This window comes from Saccharopolyspora antibiotica, assembly GCF_047200635.1.
Taxonomy (GTDB): Bacteria; Actinomycetota; Actinomycetes; order Mycobacteriales; family Pseudonocardiaceae; genus Saccharopolyspora_C.
The window spans coordinates 162,635-181,480 of sequence record NZ_JBJZOI010000011.1; the positions used below are offsets into that span (position 1 = coordinate 162,635).

17 protein-coding genes are annotated in these 18,846 nt (G+C 73.1%); 4 read left to right on the plus strand and 13 right to left on the minus strand.

The genetic code is table 11. The features are described from left to right. Nucleotides 1-9: 9 nt before the first annotated feature. Complete coding sequence (locus ACL03H_RS11430; RefSeq protein WP_412811139.1) at nt 10-1,203, minus strand: coiled-coil domain-containing protein; 1,194 nt, start codon at nt 1,201-1,203, stop codon at nt 10-12. A 310-nt stretch (nt 1,204-1,513) separates the two neighbouring features. Continuing rightward, entirely contained in the window at nt 1,514-2,740 is a 1,227-nt protein-coding gene (locus tag ACL03H_RS11435) for an epoxide hydrolase family protein (protein ID WP_412811140.1), read from the minus strand. A 117-nt stretch (nt 2,741-2,857) separates the two neighbouring features. Here ACL03H_RS11435 and ACL03H_RS11440 point away from each other — a divergent pair, with 117 nt between their 5' ends. Further along, entirely contained in the window at nt 2,858-4,024 is a 1,167-nt protein-coding gene (locus ACL03H_RS11440; protein WP_412811141.1) for a tyrosine-type recombinase/integrase, read from the plus strand. A 3-nt stretch (nt 4,025-4,027) separates the two neighbouring features. On the opposite strand, the gene ACL03H_RS11445 is transcribed toward ACL03H_RS11440, so the two are convergent. Further along, nucleotides 4,028-4,660 (minus strand): FMN-dependent NADH-azoreductase, encoded by a 633-nt coding sequence (locus tag ACL03H_RS11445; protein ID WP_412811142.1) that lies wholly within the window; start codon nt 4,658-4,660, stop codon nt 4,028-4,030. 118 nt (nt 4,661-4,778) lie between these two features. On the opposite strand from ACL03H_RS11445, the gene ACL03H_RS11450 reads away from it, so the two are divergent. Next, on the plus strand, nt 4,779-5,375 hold the full coding sequence (locus ACL03H_RS11450; protein WP_412811143.1) for a TetR/AcrR family transcriptional regulator: 597 nt from the start codon (nt 4,779-4,781) through the stop codon (nt 5,373-5,375). 7 nt (nt 5,376-5,382) lie between these two features. Here ACL03H_RS11450 and ACL03H_RS11455 read toward each other — a convergent pair whose 3' ends face one another. Both ACL03H_RS11455 and ACL03H_RS11460 read right to left on the minus strand, forming a co-directional pair. Next, complete coding sequence (locus ACL03H_RS11455; protein ID WP_412811144.1) at nt 5,383-6,153, minus strand: exonuclease domain-containing protein; 771 nt, start codon at nt 6,151-6,153, stop codon at nt 5,383-5,385. Between the two features lie 211 nt (nt 6,154-6,364). Next, nucleotides 6,365-6,895 carry a nuclear transport factor 2 family protein gene (locus tag ACL03H_RS11460; protein WP_412811145.1) on the minus strand — a complete coding sequence of 177 codons (531 nt, stop codon included), beginning with the start codon at nt 6,893-6,895 and terminating at the stop codon, nt 6,365-6,367. 199 nt (nt 6,896-7,094) lie between these two features. Here ACL03H_RS11460 and ACL03H_RS11465 point away from each other — a divergent pair, with 199 nt between their 5' ends. Continuing rightward, on the plus strand, nt 7,095-7,982 hold the full coding sequence (locus ACL03H_RS11465) for a helix-turn-helix transcriptional regulator (protein ID WP_412811146.1): 888 nt from the start codon (nt 7,095-7,097) through the stop codon (nt 7,980-7,982). 43 nt (nt 7,983-8,025) lie between these two features. Here the strand turns inward: ACL03H_RS11465 and ACL03H_RS11470 are convergent, their stop codons facing one another. Then, nucleotides 8,026-8,649 carry a TetR/AcrR family transcriptional regulator gene (locus ACL03H_RS11470; RefSeq protein ID WP_412811147.1) on the minus strand — a complete coding sequence of 208 codons (624 nt, stop codon included), beginning with the start codon at nt 8,647-8,649 and terminating at the stop codon, nt 8,026-8,028. Between the two features lie 101 nt (nt 8,650-8,750). Here ACL03H_RS11470 and ACL03H_RS11475 point away from each other — a divergent pair, with 101 nt between their 5' ends. After that, nucleotides 8,751-9,770, plus strand: coding sequence for a hypothetical protein (locus tag ACL03H_RS11475; RefSeq protein WP_412811148.1), 1,020 nt, complete (start codon nt 8,751-8,753; stop codon nt 9,768-9,770). Nucleotides 9,771-9,803: 33 nt separating this feature from the next. Here the strand turns inward: ACL03H_RS11475 and ACL03H_RS11480 are convergent, their stop codons facing one another. The 7 genes from ACL03H_RS11480 to ACL03H_RS11510 all read right to left on the minus strand — a co-directional run bounded on the left by ACL03H_RS11480 (nt 9,804) and on the right by ACL03H_RS11510 (nt 18,623). Beyond that, nucleotides 9,804-12,893, minus strand: coding sequence for a UvrD-helicase domain-containing protein (locus ACL03H_RS11480; RefSeq protein ID WP_412811149.1), 3,090 nt, complete (start codon nt 12,891-12,893; stop codon nt 9,804-9,806). Between the two features lie 208 nt (nt 12,894-13,101). Then, nucleotides 13,102-14,688 (minus strand): class I adenylate-forming enzyme family protein, encoded by a 1,587-nt coding sequence (locus tag ACL03H_RS11485; RefSeq protein ID WP_412811150.1) that lies wholly within the window; start codon nt 14,686-14,688, stop codon nt 13,102-13,104. Nucleotides 14,689-14,762: 74 nt separating this feature from the next. Further along, nucleotides 14,763-15,023, minus strand: coding sequence for a DUF3817 domain-containing protein (locus ACL03H_RS11490; RefSeq protein ID WP_412811151.1), 261 nt, complete (start codon nt 15,021-15,023; stop codon nt 14,763-14,765). A 5-nt stretch (nt 15,024-15,028) separates the two neighbouring features. Further along, nucleotides 15,029-15,481 carry a hypothetical protein gene (locus ACL03H_RS11495; RefSeq protein WP_412811152.1) on the minus strand — a complete coding sequence of 151 codons (453 nt, stop codon included), beginning with the start codon at nt 15,479-15,481 and terminating at the stop codon, nt 15,029-15,031. A 392-nt stretch (nt 15,482-15,873) separates the two neighbouring features. Continuing rightward, a complete protein-coding gene (locus ACL03H_RS11500; RefSeq protein WP_412811153.1) occupies nt 15,874-16,719 on the minus strand; it encodes a hypothetical protein in 846 nt (281 codons plus the stop codon). A 216-nt stretch (nt 16,720-16,935) separates the two neighbouring features. Continuing rightward, complete coding sequence (locus ACL03H_RS11505) at nt 16,936-17,565, minus strand: SAM-dependent methyltransferase (protein WP_412811154.1); 630 nt, start codon at nt 17,563-17,565, stop codon at nt 16,936-16,938. Between the two features lie 29 nt (nt 17,566-17,594). Beyond that, the gene (locus ACL03H_RS11510; protein WP_412811155.1) at nt 17,595-18,623 is read right to left on the minus strand and encodes an NAD(P)/FAD-dependent oxidoreductase; all 1,029 of its coding nucleotides are present in this window, start codon (nt 18,621-18,623) and stop codon (nt 17,595-17,597) included. Nucleotides 18,624-18,846: the final 223 nt, after the last annotated feature.

The window sequence follows — 18,846 nt, forward strand, 5'->3', positions numbered from 1 at the left end:
TTCGGACGATCATTCCGGGGTCGGTTCCGGCTGCTCGACCTCGGTCTCCGGTGCGGCGGCTAGCGCGCGCAGGTCGACGCGGAGTTGTTCGGCGCTCCGGTCGCCGTCGAGGAGGCCGAGCAGCTGGGTGCGCAGCTCCTCGTGATCGCGGCGAGCTTCGGCAGTGGCGGCTTGCTGGTCGGCGAGGGCGCTGTGCAGGTCCGCGATCTGCTGGTGCAGCGGGGCGAGGTGCTCGGCGTAGTCCCGGGTGGCCTGGGCGAGCCGATCGGTGAGTTCGGCGTGGCGGGCCTCGGCTGCGGCCTGGGCGGTGGCGATCCGGTCGGCGAGCTGGGTCTCGCGGTCGTGCAGGCGACGGCGCCAGTCGGCGTCGAGGGCGTCGCGGGCCTGGCGGTGGGTCTCCTCGGCGTCGCGGCGCAGCCGTTCCTGACGTTCGAGGGCGTCGGCGCGCTCGGCGGCGAGGGCGTCCTGGAGTTCGGCGATGCGCCGCTGGGCGGTGGCGGCCTGGTCGAGGGCGGCCTGGCGGTCGCCGCGTGCCTGCTCGGCGTCGCGGTCGGCCGCGGTGCGGGCGGCGTGCGCCTCGTCGCGTTCGGTGGCCGACCGGGTGGCCTGCTGCTCGGCTTCGGCCTGGCTCGCGCGGGCCTGTTCGGCCTCCTGTCGGGTGCGGGTCGCCTCGTCCCGGGCGCGGTCGCGGTCGGCGATGGCCTCGCGGGCTTGCTCGGCCGCGAGTTCGCGGTCGGCCTCGGCGGTGGCGCGGGCGCTCAGGGCGGTGTCCAACTCGCTGGTGACGTGCTGGTGCAGGGCGCTGATCTCACCGCGGGTGGGGTCGAGGACGTCGCGCAGCGCGGTGAGGCGCTCGTCGAGGGCGTGCACGTCGAGGTGAGTCATGGGCTGGTCGGGGCCGTAGACCCGGGTCCAGATCTCGCGGTGCTCGTCGAGCATCGCGCAGCTGATCGTTTTCGCGCCCCACTGGCCGTAGCGCTGCGGGTCGGGCGCGCAGTAGGGGGTGGGGCGGCCGCCGCGGGAGGGCAGCGGCGGCAGCGGGTCGCCGCAGTAGGCGCAGCGGGCCTCCTCTCCGGCGGCGAGGGCGCGCAGCGTGGCGTCGCGGCGTTCGTCCCGGCTGCCGCGCCGCGCCGGTGGCACTTGTGGGACGGCCACGCCGTTGGCCGTCTCATCGCCCTCGGGTCCGGCATCCTGCACCGTCATCTCCCAGCTCCCCGCTCGATCTTGGTTTCAGTTAATGAACTCTATCATCTGGTTTTGGATTAAAAACCAGAACCGATCTGTCCAGCGAGTCTCGTGTGGACCATATGGATAACCAGGATTATGGATATGATCGATTTCGGACGTGCCGCGCCGCCGCATCAGCCTGCGAACGGAGCAAATCGGGCACGCGGAGCAGCCGGGGTCACCCGCCGAAAAACTAGGTGCCCGAGGCGGGGCCGACTGGCCCTTACCGGGAGATGGCCCGGTTAGGTCACGGTGACGAAAGAGGCGGCGGGTCCGAGAACGCCGGTCAGGGGCGGCGGCCGCGGAAGGTGCGGCGCAGGTCGCTCACCCAGGCCTCGGGGTTCTCCCAGGGGATGAAGTGGCCGCCGCGCTCGTGGGCGGTGACGTTGACGTGGTGGAACCAGGCCGCTTGCGGACCGTTCTCGAACGCCTGGACTCGCTCGGCGGTGGTGTGCACACCGGGCGGGTTCTCGTAGCCGACGAGGGTGAGACCGACCGGGGCCTGCACGACCGGGGTTCGGTCGTGGGCGGGGGCCCACGGGTACCGGTTGGCGTTGGCGTAGTACCGCATGGAGGTGGCGATGGAGTTGTTCGCCCAGTAGATCGTGGCGTGGGTGAGCAGGTCGTCCCGGCTGAACACGGACTCGACGTCGCCGCCGTTGTCGCTCCAGGCGTTCCACCGCTCCAGCAGCCAGGCCAGCAGCCCGGCGGGTGAATCGCTGAGCCCGTGGGCCAGGGTCGCGCCGTCGAGCAGGTGCACGGCCAGGTGCGAGGCCGAGCGGCGGTCCAGTTCGACGATGCGGTCGCGGATCTCGGCGGGCTGGTCACCGGTCAGGGGGCGGCCGCGGGCGAAGTCCCAGGCGCGGGGGCCGGTGAAGAAGTCCAGCGGCAACCCGGAGCCGATGTGGATGCCGTGGAGCGACCCGGCGTACTTGTGGCCCAGCTGGCTGGAGATGAGCCCGCCGATGTCGCAGCCGCCGGCGGCGTAGCGCGCGTGCCCCAGGGTCTCGGTCATCAGGAGGTGCCAGAGGTCGGCGACCTTCCAGAAGTTGACGTCCGGGAACCCGGTGAGCGGGCCGGGGAAGCCGAAGCCGGGCAGCGACGGCACGATCACCTCGAACGCCTCGTCCGGGTCGGCGCCGAAGGCCGCCGGGTCGGCCAGCGGGTCGATCACCTTCGACCAGTGCCAGAACGTCCACGGCCAGCCGTGGGTGAGGATCAGCGGGATCGGGCGGGGGCCGCGGCCGGGCTTGCGCATGAAGTGCACGGGCACTCCGGCGACCTCGACGCGGTAGTGCTCGTAGGCGTTGATGGCGGCCTCGGCGCGGCGCCAGTCGTAGCCGTCGCGCCAGTACCCGACCAGTTCGCGCAGGTAGCTGGCGGGGACTCCGTAGGACCAGTCCTCGTTGTCCTCGTCCAGGGGCGCGCGGGTCAGCGCGAGGCGGGTGCGCAGGTCCTCGAGGACCTGCTCGGGCACGTGGATCGGGCTGGGTTCGAGGGGGAACGCGGTCATGGGGGAGTCCTCGCGGGGAGTCGGCGATCGTCGGTACCGGGATGCCCGATCTTCCCACCGTGCTGCATGATCGACGAGCGACACGGGGCCGGGACGACGAACGGGGGCAGGAGCGCCATGACCGAGATGGCCGTGCGGGAGGCCGACAAGTCCGGCCGGGAGCGCTTCGCGGAGTTCCTGCGGATCTACACGTCCCTGAACACCCGGCTCGCCTACGCCACCGATCTGGGCATCCCGCTGGACTGGGTGCCCGGCTACCGCGCGCCGGAGCCGGGTCGCCGACGCGGCCGGGCGCGGCGCGCCGAGCCGACGGGCCTGGAATGGCTCAACTGGTGCGTGCGGGAGGGCTTCGCCTCCTTCGACGAGATCCGCGTCGAGCACGTCGAGCGGTGGCTGGAGGAGCTGGCGCGCGCCGGGTACCGGGACGCGACCCGGGCCCGGATGCTCTCGGCGGTCTCGGCGTTCTACCGCAAGTACCTGCTGCGCGATGGCCTGGTCACCCAGAACCCGGCGGCGCTGGTGGACCGCTCCGCTCAGCACCTCAACCGCTCGAGCGGCCCGTCGGGCACGGCGATGTGGTCGTTCGAGGCGTGCCGGGCGCTGCTGGCGGCCGCGCACCTGCTCGCGGAGCACTCCCGGCACGGTGCGCGGGACCGGGCGATGGTGGAGGTGCTGATCGGCACCGGGGTGCGCGCGCAGGAACTCGTCGGGGTCGACCTCGCCGACTACCACCGGCCCGCCGCGGCGGGGCCTGGGTCGCTGCGGGTGCACGGCAAGGGCGCGAAGGACCGGCTGGTGGCGCTGGCGGCCCCGGTCGCCGATGCGATCGAGGACTACCTCGCGGTGCGCGCGCCACCGCAGGTCCCGGCGCTGCGGGAGCAGCCGGGGATGCGCGGCGCGGAACCGCTGTTCCTGACCGGGACCGGGCGGCGCGTGCACGTCTCGCACGTGCAGGCGCTGCTGCGCAGGTTGTGCGCGACGTTCGCCTCCGGTGCGGAGTCCGGGTCGCGCTCCCCGGCGCTGCGGGAGCTGCTGGCGACGGAGCGGGCCGCGCTGCTGGCCGAGCACCTCGCGCCGCTGCGGGACACGATCCACCCGCATTCGGCGCGGCACTCCTACGCCACCCACGCGATCACGCGCGGCGCCGAGCCCCGGCAGGTCCAGCGCGATCTGGGGCACGCGGCGCTGTCGACGACCGAGGGCTACCTGCACGACGCCGAGAACCTCGCGAACTCCGCCGCCCACGAGCTGTCCCCGGCGCTGCACCGGGGCTGGCTGCGCTGACGGTCAGCGGCCGGCGAGGACCTTGCCCGCGGCGCGGGCCGCGGCTTGGGCGTTGGCGTGCTGCTGGTCGGCGAGGTCGCGCAGGCCTTCCATCGCGGGATCGCTGGCGGCGCGGGTCAGCTCGCGTGTGATGACGGTGAGCTCGGCCTGCCACATCTCGCCGAGGATGCGCCGCAGGTAGGGGGTGGCGTGGTCCCAGCCCTCGCGCGGGGTGCCGGGGCCGTAGCCGCCACCGAGGGTGGTGATGAGCGCGGTGGGGGTCTCGGCCAGCACCGGATTGGTGGGCCCGGCGCCCGCGATGATGAGGTCGATCCAGGTCTTGACGTGCTGGGAGACGCCGAAGTTGTACAGCGGCACCGCCAGCAGCACCGCGTCGGCGTGCTGCAGCTCGGCGGCGAGGTCGGCGGCCAGCCGCAGCGCGTCGGCCTGCTCGGCGGTGCGCTCGGCCTCGGGGGTGAACCCGGCGGTGGCGGCCAGGGCCCACGCCTCGGCGGGAAGCGGGTCGGTCGCGAGGTGACGGCGGGTGATCGTCGAGGTGGGGTGGGCTGCGTGCCACTCGGCCTCGGCGAGGTCGGCGAGCTGGGCGCTGCTGGAGGTGGTGGGCAGGATGCTGGCGTCCAGGCGGAGAAGGTTCATCGCGGGGCTCCTTGCTGAGACGGGAGGCGGGGTGGTCCCTCGCCACACCCCGACACAATAAGCGGACCGTCCCCCGCTTTTGTTTCGGGGTAGGTTCGCCCGTGTGGATCTGCCTGTCGTGCCCCTCGGGAGACCGCGCGGCGAGCGCGCCGATGCCGCGCGCAACCGCGAGCGCCTGCTGGCCGCAGCGCGCGCGATGATCGCCGAACACGGCACCGAGAAGGTGACCATGGACGGGCTGGCCGAGCGGGCCGGTCTGGGCAAGGGCACCGTGTTCCGCCGCTTCGGCAGCCGCGCGGGCATCTTCCGCGCCCTGCTGGAGGACGACGAGAGCCGCTTCCAGGATCGGGTGCTGTCCGGCCCGCCGCCACTGGGGCCGGGCGCGGATCCCGCGCAGCGGCTCATCGCCTACGGCCGGGCCCGCATCCCGTACCTGCTGGAGCACCACGCCTTCGCGCTGGCGGCCTCGGGACCCGACCAGCCCGGCGTCGGCCCCGGGGTCGGCCTGACCCGGCTGCACCTGCGGGTGCTGCTCGACGAAGCGGGCGTGCCCGGAGCCGAGGGCCTCGTCCTGCAGCTCGCGGCCGCGCTGGAGGGGCCGGTGCTGCTGTTCCTGTCGCCGTCCGCGGAGCCTCCGGCACCGGGCCTCGGGCCCGGCTTGGCCGACAGCTGGCAGACGCTGATCGAGCGCGTCCTGCGCGTCGAGGACACCTGAACGCCGGTCACGCCGCTGGAGCGGTCAGCGGCAGCAGGGGCCAGTGCTCGGCGCGGGCGCGGATGCCGTCCGCGCGAGCGCGCAACGCGGCGGCGTCCTCGTCGGTGGTGCCGGGACGGCGGGCCTGCCGGTCGAGGTAGTCGGCGAAGTCGAGCTGCTGGTCCCGGTTCCACCCGGCCTGATCGCGGTGCAGCTCATCGAGCGGACGGGTGCCGATCTGGGTGCTGTAGGTCTTGGCCAGCCGCCACGCCAGCCGCGCGGCGGCCAGGGCGTCCTCGGCGGAGTCGTGGGCGGCGTCGATGCGGACCCGGTAGTGCTCGCACAGCGCGCTGAGGGTGCGCTTGCCCTTGCGGTAGCGGTCCAGCTGCTTGTCGATGCAGCGCGGATCCACCACCGGTCCGCCCAACCGCAGTTCACCGTCGTGGTGGCGGTGCAGCTCGGCGCGCAGCAGCGACAGGTCGAACGGCGCGTTGAACGCGCACAGCGGGGTCTCGGCGTTCCAGGTGCGGGCCAGCAGGTCCACGACGTCGGCCACGACCCGCGCGGCGGGCTGGCCGTGGGCGCGGGCGTGCTCGGTGCTGATGCCGTGGACCTCCGAGGCCTCGGCGGGGATGTCGACGCCGGGATCGGCCAGCCACGTGCGGACCTCGGGCGCGCGCCCGGGTTCGATCGCGACGACGGTCGCGGTCACGATGCGGTCGTGCTCGACGTCGATGCCGGTCGTTTCCAGGTCGAAGGCCAGCAGCGGTCCGTCGGCCCAGCACGCGGAGTTGTTCATGGCAGGAAACCTACCGAGATCAATTCTCCGCGGGCACGCCGCGCACCCCGATCGTCGTAGTGATCACCCCCGGCCGGCGCTGTCGGCGGCGGCCGGACCGCTGCCGATCCTGAAGTGGAACGGGGGCTGCCCGGAGCAGGGGAGCGCGGTGACCTCGCTCCGGGCTGAGCGGCCTCGGGTGTCAGGATCCCCGATCCCGTCGAACGAGGGGTCAGGCCTCGGCCAGTGAGTCCATGATGTCGGTGTGGAACTGCCAGTTCCCCTCCGTCCAGCGAAGCCCCTGGATCGAACGGCTGATCTTCCAGCCGTCGTCGGTCTTGACGAGATCCAGGTCGTAGGTCCCCACCAGGCTCTGGAAGGGGCTGCCGTTGGCCTGCCGGTAGAAGTGGTGCGCGTGCACCAGCACGTGGCAGGACGCCGCGGATCCGTTGATGATCATCGACTGGGGGACGAGCACGTGCTCGTCCCCGTCGAGCTGGCTGTGGAACTTCTCGGCCAGCTGGCACCATCGGTCGGCTCGGATGCGCATGAGGCCCATCCCGATCGTCGGGGAGTGGTCCACCTCGATCTCCTCCGCGTAGCAGGTCCGCAGCCGCGCGAAGTCGTGCAGGTCCACGCATTCGCCGTAGCGCTGAACCACATCGACGATCTGAGCACGGTCGAGGAGGTGAGCGACCTTCTCCTCCAGGCTGGCGCTGTCGAGGGACGCCAGCTGCGCCCCGGCCGACTCGAACGTCGTCATGGTGTACTCCTCGATCTCCAACTGGTGCGGCGGAGGAATCCGCCGCCGGAACCGGCCGGCGAGCGGGACCCGCCGTGCCGGTCCCCCCACGATCGCGGCCTAGCCGCACCGCCTCCAGGCCCACCGCAACCAGGGAACCGACGAGCCCGGGTACCCGGACACCTACCCTCGCCCAGCCTCGGTTCGGGAGGATGGCGACATGACGGCACCAAGGCCCGACGGCGTGAAGACGGAGCTGGGGGAGTTCCTCCGAGCCCGGCGGGCCGCGGTGCCGCCCGCGGCCGCGGGACTCCCCGAAGCCGGGCGGCGCCGGGTGCCCGGATTGCGGCGCGAAGAGGTCGCCACCCTGGTCGGGTTGTCCACCGACTACTACGTCCGCCTCGAACAGGGCCGGGGAGGCAGGCCGTCGGAACCGGTGCTCGACGCGATCTCTCGCGTGCTGATGCTCGACGACGCGCAACGCGCGCACCTGCACCACCTGGCTCACCCCGTCCGGCGGCGCAGGCGCGGCGCACGGACGGCGCCGGAGCGGATGAGCGAGGCAACGCGGTCCTTCCTGCGAACCCTGACGGTGCCCGCCTTGGTCCTGACCCGCTCCACTCGGGTGATCGGCTGGAACGACCTGGCCTGCGCGGTGTTCACCGATTTCGGCTCGTTGCCCGAGCACGAACGCAACACCGCCTGGCTGCTGTTCTCCGATGACGAGGTCGCCGCGCGGCACCGGGACTGGGACAGCGCGGCCCGCGCCACCGTGGGGATCCTGCGGATGACCGCAGGCCAGGAACCGGACCACCCCGGGCTCTCCGAGCTCGTCGGCGGCCTGAGCGTGCGCAGCGACACCTTCCGCCGGCTGTGGGCCGAACACCACGTCCACGAGAAGACCAGCGGGGTCCAGCTGCTGCGTCACCCGGAGCTCGGCGACCTCGATCTCACCTACCTCAGCTGGACGACCCCTGCCGCGCCCGGCCAGATGCTCGTCACCTACACGCCCGAGCCGGGGTCGCCCTCGGCGCGGGCGCTCGACGCGCTCGGCTCGCTGATCGCCACGGATCGGCCGGTGTCGGCTTCCGGTGAGCTCCACCGGTGACGGAGGCGCTCTCCTCCGGGTTTTCCCGGCGGGCGCGGGGAGGTCAGTGCTGTGGTGCCTCGGCGGCGTCGAGCGCGGGGGCGAGTGGCGCCAGTGCGGTGCGAAGCAGGTCAGGCAGCGAGCCGGACGGCACGACCAGCTCACCGGTCGCGGGAGAGACCCATCGTTGCAGCGCGATCCGGGTCGCGGCGGTGACGCTCGCCGCGAGCACGTGGGCGGTGCGGGGGTCGAGGTCGCTGAGACGTCGGCTGATCGCGTCAGCGAGGGGGTGTTCCATCGCGCCGGAGGTGTTGACGAACGCCTCCCGCAACGCGGGGTGGGTGGTGATCAGCAGCAGGGCGTCGCGCCGCTGCTGCGCTGGATCGGTGTACTGCTCCACGATCGCCTCGACCACGGCGTGCGCGAGGCCGACGTCGGCGGACCGGGCGGTGACCGCCGCGGCGATTCCCGCCTCGCGTTCGGCGGCGACGGCGGCGACGATCGCCTGCTCGCGGCTGGAGAAGTAGTTGTTGTAGGTCCTCGGTGAGACTCCGGCCGCCTCGGCGATGTCGTCGACGCGCACGTTCTCCACCCCGCGTTCCAGCGCCAGCCGCAGCGCGGCCTCGCGCAGCGCCTCCGTGGTGGCCTGCTTCTTCTGCTCGCGCAGCCCGGTCCGTCGTGATGTCACCCGCCCAGTATCGCGAAAATCATGCGCGTGCGCTAGTTTGCGTGCACGCACTTTTCCCGAGTCTCGGGCTCCCCCCAGGTCGCCACCGGAAAGGACCACCCATGCGAGCCAAGGGCATCACCTACGACACCGGCTTCATCCGGCACGGCGAGATCTCCCGGAAGCACTTCGACCCCGGCGTGGTCAAGCGGGAGCTGGAGATCATCCGCGATGACGTGCACTGCACTGCCGTGCACCTCGTCGGCGGCGATCCGGAGCGGCTGGAGCTGGCGGCCCGGATCGCCGCCGAACTCGGGCTGGAGGTCTGGTTCTCGCCCTACCCGCTGGAACTGACCACCACGGAGATCATGTCGCTGTTCGCCGACTGCGCGGAACGGGCCGAGCGGCTCCGGGAGGCGGGAGCCGACGTCGTGTTCGTCACCGGCGTCGAGCTGACCATCATGAACCGGGGATTCCTGCCCGGCGACGATCTCCAAGAACGGCTCGGCCCGCTGTTGAGCGGGCTCGGCAGCGGCGAGCAGCTCCTCGAGGTCAACGCTCGCCTCAACGAGTTCCTCGCGCGCGCCGTCGCCGCGGTCCGCGAGCGCTTCGGAGGCAGGATCACCTACGCCTGCGTACCGTTCGAGCGCGTCGACTGGGCCCTGTTCGACATCACGTCCGTGGAACTCATCCGGTCCGCCGAGGTGGCCGACCGGTATCAGGAAGCCGTGCGCGACCTCGTCGCGCGGGGAAGACCGGTCGCGATCACCGGATTCGGCTCCGCCACCTGGCGCGGCGCCGGGGACAGGGCACCTCGCAGCATGGAGATCGTGGAGTACCACGAGGACACCGGTGCCCCGGTTCGGCTGAACGGGGACTACGTTCGCGACGAGGCGGGCCAGGCCACCTACCTGCGCGAACTGCTGGAGATCTTCGATGCCGAAGGCGTCGACAGCGCCTTCGTGCACCTCTTCGCGCTGTACGACCACCCGCACCGCCCCGGCGACCCCCGTCACGACCTCGACCTGGCCAGCGTCGGCATCGTCAAAGTCCTCGAAGACCGCACCGGCGAGACCTACCCGGACATGCCCTGGGAACCGAAGGCCGCTTTCACCGCCGTCGCCGACCACTACCGCGGCTGAGGGAACCCGGCGACTCGTTCACGCGCGGCGAGCTCACAGCAGGCTCAGCTGCGTGGCGCGGGGCTTGCGGGCAGCGGGGCGCTCGATGCGGGCGACGGCGTCGCCGAGGCCGGACAGGAACGGCGACGGACCGCGGTCCCGGACCTGACCGTGCCGGGTGCGGCGGGCCGCGTGGGTGAGCCACAGGTGGTCCTGGGCGCGGGTGGCGCCGACGAAGAACAGGCGCCGTTCCTCGGCGAGCTGCTCGGCGGTCGGCTCGGTGCCGGGCCAGGTCAGCGGCAGCAGGCCGTGTTCGCAACCGACCAGGAACACCACCGGGAACTCCAGACCCTTCGCGGCGTGCAGCGTCAGCAGCGAGACGGCTTCGGCGCGCGGGTCGAGGGCGTCGACCTCGGCTCCCAGCAGCACCTCGCGGCGGAACCGGGCCAGGTCGCCGCCGCAGCGGACGGCGAGCGGGGTGAGCAGTTCGACCGCGCCGTGCACGTCGGCTCGGACCTCATCGGGGACGCTGAGCACGACGGTGGCCGCGGCGGCGCGCAGCTCGTCGAGGGCGCTGCCGTCGCGGTCGGCGACGTGGGCGAGTTCGGCCAGCAGCAGGCCGACGCCGGCGCGGGCCGACAGCGGGTCGTGGGAACGCTTCTGCACCGGGAGCCCGGCGCGGGCGAATTCGTCGAGCAGCACGCGGGATTGGGCGTCGGTGCGGTAGAGCACGGCGATGTCGTCGAACCCGATGCCGCCGGGCCCGTCGCCGGTGACGCGGCCGCTGTCGAGGGAGTGGAACGACGAACCGCCCAGCAACCGGTCGATCTCGCGGGCGACGAAGGCCGCTTCGGCGCGTTCGTCGGCGGCCTCGTGGCGCACCACCCGGTGCGCGTCGCGGTTCGAGGCGGCGCGCAGGGCGCGGCCGGGCACCAGCGTCGTGGGAGCGATGGCGCGCAGCGCGGCGTCGAGGATGTGCGCGCCGCTGCGGTAGTTGCGGGTCAGCTGGTGCACGGGCGCGGCGGGGTAGTCCTGCTCGAACCGCAGGAAGAACCCGACGTCGGCGCCGCGGAACGAGTAGATCGCCTGGTCGGGATCACCGATCGCGGTCAGGTTCGCCCCCGCGGGCGCGAGGGCCCGCAGCAGCCGGTACTGGACGTCGTCGACGTCCTGGTACTCGTCGACGGTGATCCACCGGTACCGGTCGCGGTAGTCGGCGGTCAGCCGGGGGTCCGCTTCGAGCAGCCGGACGGGTTCGGTGACGAGGTCGTCGAAGTCGACGAGGTCGAGTTCCCGCAGCCGGGTCCGGTAGCGGTCGGCGGCGTCGACGTGTCCGGGGTCGGTGAGCTCGCGCGCCAGTGCGCGGGCCGCGGTCTCGTCCCCGGTGATCTCGGTGAGCACCTCGTGCTTGCGGGCGGTGTCGGCGACGCCGAAGGCGGCGGTGAGCCCGAGTCGGTCGTGGTGTTCGCGCAGGAAGCCGAGCCCGAAGGAGTGGAAGGTGCCGACGGTGATGTCGGCGGCGGCGGGCCCGATGAGCGCGTGCAGGCGTTCGGTGAGTTCGTCGGCGGCCCGGCGGGTGAAGGTGATCGCCAGGCAGTCGCGTGCGGGCACGTCGCGTTCGAGGACGAGGTGCGCGAGGCGGTGGGTGACGGTGCGGGTCTTGCCGGTCCCGGGCCCGGCGACGATGAGCAGCGGCCCGGCCGGGACTTCGGCGGCGGCGCGCTGGTCGGGGTCGAGTCCGTCGAGGACGCCGCGCGCGGGCGCCTCCGGTGCCGCGGCGCCGGGGGTGTCGACCGGCTCCGGGCGCTGTCGCGGTGCGGCGGCGACGGCCGGCCGGGGCGTCTCGACCGGGGTGAGCAGGTCGTCGTCGAACAGGCTGCGGGAGTCTCCGTTGCGCAGCCGGGCCAGTTCGGCGGGCTGGAACACGCGGATGGTGCCGTACTCCCCGTCGAAGCCCGCGTCGCGCACGACCTCACCGGCGCGCAACCGCCCGATGGCTTCGGCGACGCGCGGGTCGCCGCGGTGCAGCTCGTCGAGCGGCACGTCTTCGAGGATGCCGAGTTCCGGCCCGTGAGCCGCCACGAGTTCGGACACGCGGCCGAAGACCTTCTTGCTCTTGGGCCCGACGCCGTGGATCTCCCCGACGATCTCCGGTAGCGGGATGAGGCTGCGGAACCCGGCGGCCCCGTCGGGGCGGGCGCCGGCGGGCCGGTCGGCGAGGTCGTCGACGCGGTGCTGCACCCCGACGGTCAGCGGCTTCCCGCATTCGGGGCAGCGCCCGCCGCGGGCTTTGGTGTCGGCGGGTTCGAGCCGCACCGCGCACTTGCGGTGCCCGTCGAGGTGGTACTTGCCCTCTTCGGGGAAGAACTCGACGGTGCCGGCGAACCCGTCGCGGGTTTCCAGGGCGCGCTTGATGGCGTGGTAGTCGAGGTCGGTGTCGAACACGGTGGCCTCGCGGCCCAGCATCGGCGGGGAGTGCGCGTCGGAGTGGCTGACCAGGGTGAAGCGGTCGAGCCCGGAGATCCGCCAGTTCATCTCCGGGTCGCTGGACAGCCCCGTCTCCAGCGCGAAGACGTGCCCGGACAGGTCGCGGTAGGCCTCGTCGATCGAGTTGAACCCGGCCTTGGAGCCCAGCACCGCGAACCACGGCGTCCAGATGTGCGCGGGCACCAGGTAGCCCCCGGCCTCCAGGGTGATCTCCAGCAGGTCGCGGGAGTCCAACCCCAGGATGGGCCGCCCGTCGGAGGCCAGGTTGCCGATGCGCCCGAGCCGGCGGGAGAACTCCTCAGCGGCGGCGAAGTCCGGCATGTAGCACAGGTGGTGGATCTTGCGGGTGTGCTCGCCGCGCTTGTAGATGGTGGCGATCTCCGACGACAGCATGAACCGCACGTCGCCACCGCAGTTCGCGGGCATCGCCGCGGTGATCTCCCGGTCCAGCTCGGGGCGCAGCCGCAGCAGCCCGGGTTCGGCGGGTTCGAGGACGTCGCGCAGGTGCGCGAACCACGCGGGGTGGGTGAGGTCGCCGGTACCGACCACCGCGATGCCCTTGCGCCGAGCCCACCACGTCAGGTGCTCGATGTCGCAGTCCTTGCTGCACGCGCGGGAGTACTTCGAGTGAACGTGCAGATCGGCGTGAAAGCGCACCCGGTGATCTTGCCAGCCGCGCGGCGCGGACCGGGCGCGCGGGGGCTCCGGCGACTCCGCGCCTCCACCGGCCCGGCGAGCAGCCGCCGGGGATCGACCGACGCCCCGGAACCCGCGCCGCGCACCGGACCGCTCCACCGGCCCCCGGCCCGGCCCGGCGGCCTCCGAGGCGGGCTGACCGGGCCCGGCCCCGGATGCCGCGGGCGCCTCAGGCCGGCGACGCGGATTCCGCGCCCGCCCGCAGCGCCTTCTTGTCGACCTTGCCGACCTGGGTCAGGGGCAGCTCCGGCACCAGCACCACCTCCTGCGGCGCGTAACGCGCCCCGAGCTCCGCGGTGACCGAGTCGACGAGCCCGTCGACATCGATGCCCGCGCCGGTGAGGAACACCCGCACCCGTTCACCGACCGCCTCGTCCGGCACGCCCACGGCCGCCGCGTGCCGCACCCCGGGCAGCGCGTGCAGGAAATCCTCCAGCACGCGCGTGTAGAGGTTGCCGCTGTCGGTGCCGGTGACGATGACGTCCTTCGCCCGATCCACCAGGTACAGGTACCCGTCGGCGTCGAGGTAACCGACGTCGCCGGTGCGCAACCACCCCTCGGCGTCCACCGCCTCCGCGGTGCGCTCGGGGTCCTGCCAGTAACCCAGCATCCGCATGGGGCTGCGCACGCACACCTCCCCGGCCTCGCCCGGGGGCAGCCGTCCGCCATCCACGCCGCGGATCTCCAGCTCCGCGCCGGGTTGGGCCCGACCGCAGCTGCGCCACAGGGGCGAACCGAGATCACCGGGGTCGGGCAGCTCGTGGGCGGGCAGCGCCGTGATGCCGGCGCACTCGGTCTGACCGTAACCCTGGGACAGCACCGGCCCGAACACCTCGACCGCCTGCCGCAGCCGGTGCGGTGCGACCGGAGCCGCACCGAGCATGATCTGCCGCAGCGCGGGCAGCGCACCCCGCTGGCAACGCGGATCGTCCAGCAGCTGGTACAGCATCGGCGGCACCACCATCGTCATGGTGATCCGCTCATCCCGGAGCGCGGTGAACGCGGCCCCGGCGTCCCACTCCGGCAGCACCACCAGCGGCGAACCGGTCAGCAGCGCGAACAGCATGGTCACGTGCCCGCTGGTGTGGGTCAGCAGCGTCGCCACCATGACCCGGTCCCCGCCCTCCGGGGCCGCCGCCCGCCCGGCCTCCACCGCGAGCATCACCGCGTCGTAGGGCAGCCGCCCGTGCGCGGCCAACTTCGGCCGCCCCAACGTGCCACCCGTGTAGTACACGGTCACCGCCTCATCCGGGCCCGGAACCGGCGCCCGCTCGGGCCGCCGCACCGGGCACTGCGCCGCCACCGCCCACACGTCCTCCTCCGCGAACGGCACCTCCGGGGAACCGAGGCTGGCCAGCACCGGAGCGCTGGCGCAGCGCCCGGCCGCCAGCACCGCCCGCTGCCCGTGCACCGGATCCGCGATGACGAGACGCGCACCCGACTGGTCGATCAACGCGGCGAGTTCCCCCGGACCGGGCTCTGGCGGCAACATCACCGCTCGGCAGCCGATCAGGTGCACCGCGAGCACCAGCAACGCCGATTCCGCGCGATTGCCCAGCAGCAGCCCGACCCCGTCACCCGGGGCGAGCCCCCGCCCCCGCAGCGCGTGCCCGAGCTGGAACACCCGCCGCCGGGCCTGGCCTCGGGTGAACCGCACCGGCCCGCACACCAGAGCGTCCCGCTCCTCGTCGCGCTCCCACTGGTCCAGGATCCGGTCGATGTAGGGGATCGGGGTCATCGTCGTGCTGGAGATCATCCGCGAATGCAACCACGACCCGCCCGCCCTCCCGCAGCGGGCCACCGGTGACCTCCCGCACCCGAGCGCGCCCCTCACACCCCAGCGGCGCGGCCCACCTCGCGGAGCGCGAGCAGACCACCCGCACCGGGCACGAACGCCCACCCCCGCGCCCGGGCCGAGCGCGTCGCGGCGAAGGTCGCCGCCACGGTGACGAGATAAGCGCACCCGTGCACCGGGCCCGCCCCCGACGTCACCGGCGCCCAGTGCGCTGTCACCAGGTTCACCAGCAGCACCAGCAACGACCCCGCCTCCACGACAGCGGCCACGCGCAGCAGACGCAGCTCCCCGGGCACCGGGCTCACACCCCCGCCGTCGAACCGGGGCGCACGATCATGAGCACCACCACCACCGCCCACAGCAGGTTGAACACGCCCGTGCTCATGCCCAACCGCCTGGCCAGCCCGCTCCCGGCCGCGGCATCCCCGGCGACCTCCAGCCCGCGACGCTGCACCGGCAGGACCGAAGCGACCAGCACCGCGGCCGCCGCGGCGGTCAGACCGATCGAGGTGAGCAGCCAAGCGTCCCCGAGCACACCCAGCCGCAACGCGGTCGCCAGGCCGAACACCGGCACCGCGATGCCCAGCACCGCGTAGACCTGGCACACCCGGTGCAAGGCACCCAGCGCCGCGCGCGCATCAGGATCGGTCGCGGAGCGACGCAGGTAGCGGGGGAACGCGCTACCGGCGACGGCGACCGGCCCCACGGCCAGGATCGCGGCGAGCACGTGCACGCTGAGCAGCAACTTCGTCACGGGATCTCTTCCTCTTCGGCGATGCACGAAGAAACCTAGCCAGCCCCGGCCCGCACCAGCAGTGGCGCGATCGCCAGGAACCGCCGAATTCCCGCCACGCCCGGACCGGCCACCGCCCGAACCGCGCACCTGGCCCAGCACCGCGAGGCGGCCGCACCCGGCGACCTCACGGCAGGCACTGGGCCTTCACCGTGCCGTCGACGCGGATCGTCTCGCTGCCGTCCGGGGCGATCCGCGCAGGACGGAGACGGCGGCACGCCGCATCGACGACATGTCCGCAGGGGACGGGAAGCTGGTCGGCGCACGCCCGGGCAGCGGCGTGATCGCCAATCACCACCGGATTCTCGACAGCCCCGGGTGAGCACGTCCCACCCGTGCTCACCGCGGGCGAGTCAGGTCCGGGTGATCCGCAGCAGGCGGTAGCCGGGCGCGTGCCCCACTTCCAGCTCGACACCGCCGGAGTCCGCGCCGAACCCGATCCGCTGGTCCGTCGCCGTAGCGGCGATGGTCTCGACTGCGACCGCCAGCGGCCGGTAGGACGGATCATCCCGCTGACCGGCCTCGTTGATGTCATTGATCCGCTTCTGCAGCCAGGCGGCGTAGCCCCTCCCGGGTTCGTTGTCGGTGAGCACGAACGCGCGGCTGTCGGCGCCGAGCACCCGGTCCAGGGACGTGGCGAGATCCGCATCCGGCGCCGCCATCGTCCACGGCCCCGGATGCGGCACGAACACGTCCGTCCTGGGCACGTGCTCGCCGAACGAGGTGATCGAGTCCGCGTGCAGCAGCACCGCACCGTCGGGGACCCTGCTCCTGCCCAGGACCTGCCGGAGCGCGTCCTCCTGCATCTCCGGGTCGTAGGCGAACACGTTGCCCCGCTTCTCCGCCAATTCGGCCAGGAAACGCCCCTCGCGGGGATGCGGACCGCTGACCGCACCGGTCACGGTGCTGCGCAGCAGGTCCTGCAGCACGAAGAAGTCCTCCGAATCGACCTTCGCCGCGAGGCCCCGCTGCTGGGCGGGAGTCAGGTTCTGGAACTCCGGACGTGCGGTGATGTCATCCAGATCCATCTCCACGGGTTCGTCGACGTTCTCGTAGTTGACGACGACGCGCTGCACGGCCGTCGCCGCACCGTCGGGCGAGCGGCCGCCCAGCAGCCGGGCGACCGCGGCGTTGCCCACCATCCGCTGCAGCGCCGCGACGCCGTGCGGCGGAACCCGCCCTCCCGGGGCAGCAGCCACGTCCTTCTCGGCGTTTCCGCCCGACTGAAGGCCCCGCCGAGCCCGTGTCGTGACCGGCCGCTGATCGCGAGTACGGCGCATCGAGTCCTCCCCGGACGGACGTGGTCGACGTGCGGACCCCACCGTCGCCGCCCGAGGTGGGGCCGGGAAAGGCCCGAAAGGGCACCACCGGGGGCAGGTCCCCGGTGCCCGACCGGTCGAGCACCGGGGAACCGGTCAGCGCGACCGGCGGAGTTTCACGGTGGAATCGATGCGGGTGGTGTCGGTGCCGTCGGGCGCGGTCTGGGTGCGTTCGTGCTCGGCGCAGACCTGCACCTCCCACTCCCCGTCGGCGAGGTGCAGGGAGTCGACGACCTCCCGCGGGGTGGGGAAGTGCACGTCGGGATGCGGGTTGGTCTCCCACTCGGGCCAGCCGCAGTGGCCTTCGACGAGCAAGGTGCCGCCGGGGGCGACGGCCTCGGCGGCACGACGCAGCACCCGTTCGCGGGGCAGTTCGCCCCACGAGTGCAGGAACTGCGCCGAGACCAGGTCGAACTCGCCTTCCGGGAAGTCCACGGCCAGGTCCACCTCCTGCCAGCGGATCCGCCCGTCCAGGCCCGCTTCGGCGGAGCGCGCGCGGGCGCGCCCGAGCACGACGGGGGACAGGTCCACGGCGGTGACCTGCCAGCCGCGGCCGGCGAACCACAGCGCGTCCCCACCCTCCCCGCAGCCGAGGTCGAGCACCCGGCCCGGCGGCAGGTCGCGGACCTGCTCGACCAGGGCGGTGTTGGCTTCGCCGCTCCAGTAGTGCTCGGCCCGGGCGTACATCTCGTTCCACAGCTGCACTTCGGCGGTGCGATCGCTCATCGGGGTGCTCCTCAGGGGTTCGTGGTGGTTCACAGGCCGTGGCGCCGCTCGCCCGCGACGAGGTCGGCGACTTCGCGTTCCCGCACGAGGAACGGGTCCTGGCCGGCGGCGCGACGGAGGTCGGCCCGGGTGTCGGCTTCGACGAGATCGAAGTTGACCTGGGCCGCGACGTTCGCGCCCGCGGCCGCGGCGCTGATGACGTTGCCGGTCAGATCGGTGACGTTGCCCGCCGCCCACACCCCGGGCACCGCGGTCGCGCCGGAGGCGTCGACGGGCAACCGGGCGCCGACCGGGGTGTCACCGCGCCACACCGGTTCGGTGCGCAGCCCCAGATCGGCCAGGGCACCGAGGCGGGCGGTGAACAGCGGCGCCACGACCAGCGCATCGCAGGCCAGCACGTGCCCGCCGACCTCGACGCCGGTGAGCCGGTCCGCTTCCACCCGCACGCCCTCGACCGGGCCGGGAACCACGGTGATGCCGCGGGCGTCGAGCTTCGCGCGGTCCTCGGAACCGAGCTCGCCGAGGTCGTGCCGCAGCAACGTGATCCGCGGGCTCCACTGCCGCCACAGCAGCGCTTGGTGCGGCGCCATCGGGCCGGTGCCGAGCACGGCGACGTGCCGGTCGCGGACCTCCCAGCCGTGGCAGTAGGGGCAGTGCAGCACCTCCCGGCCCCACCGCTGCGCCAACCCGGGTACCGGAGGCAGCTCGTCGACCAACCCGGTGGCGATCACCAGCCGCGCCGCGGTGACCGCGGTGCCGCCGTCGAGGGTGAGCCGGAAGTCGCCATCCGGTGCGCGTTCAGCGGCGATGACCTCGCCGGTGGCGAACTCGGCGCCGTAGCGCTCCGCTTCGACGCGCCCGGCCGCCACCAGGTCACCCGGCGGGGTGCCCTCGCGGCCCAAGTAGTTGTGCACGCCACCAGCGGGGGCGTTGCGCGGCTCGCCCGCGTCGACGACCAGCACGCTGCGCCGGGCCCGCGCGGAGCTCAACGCGGCACTGGTGCCCGCCGCGCCGCCGCCGACCACGACGATCTCGTAAGAGCGGTCCTGCAGATCCATGGAGAATCCCTCCTCTGCGGACGATGCTCCACACCACACGCCGATCCGACAAAGAAAGTTGCCACAACCGCAAAAACAGCGGTGCGCGCGCAGCCGACCCCACCCTCCGCACCCCCGGGCGACCAGCTCCGGCCACGACGACACCACCTGCTGTTCGACTCCCGCGCCGATCAGCACGCCGAGAACGCCCCCGCAACGGCATCGCGCCACGACCCCGCCACGC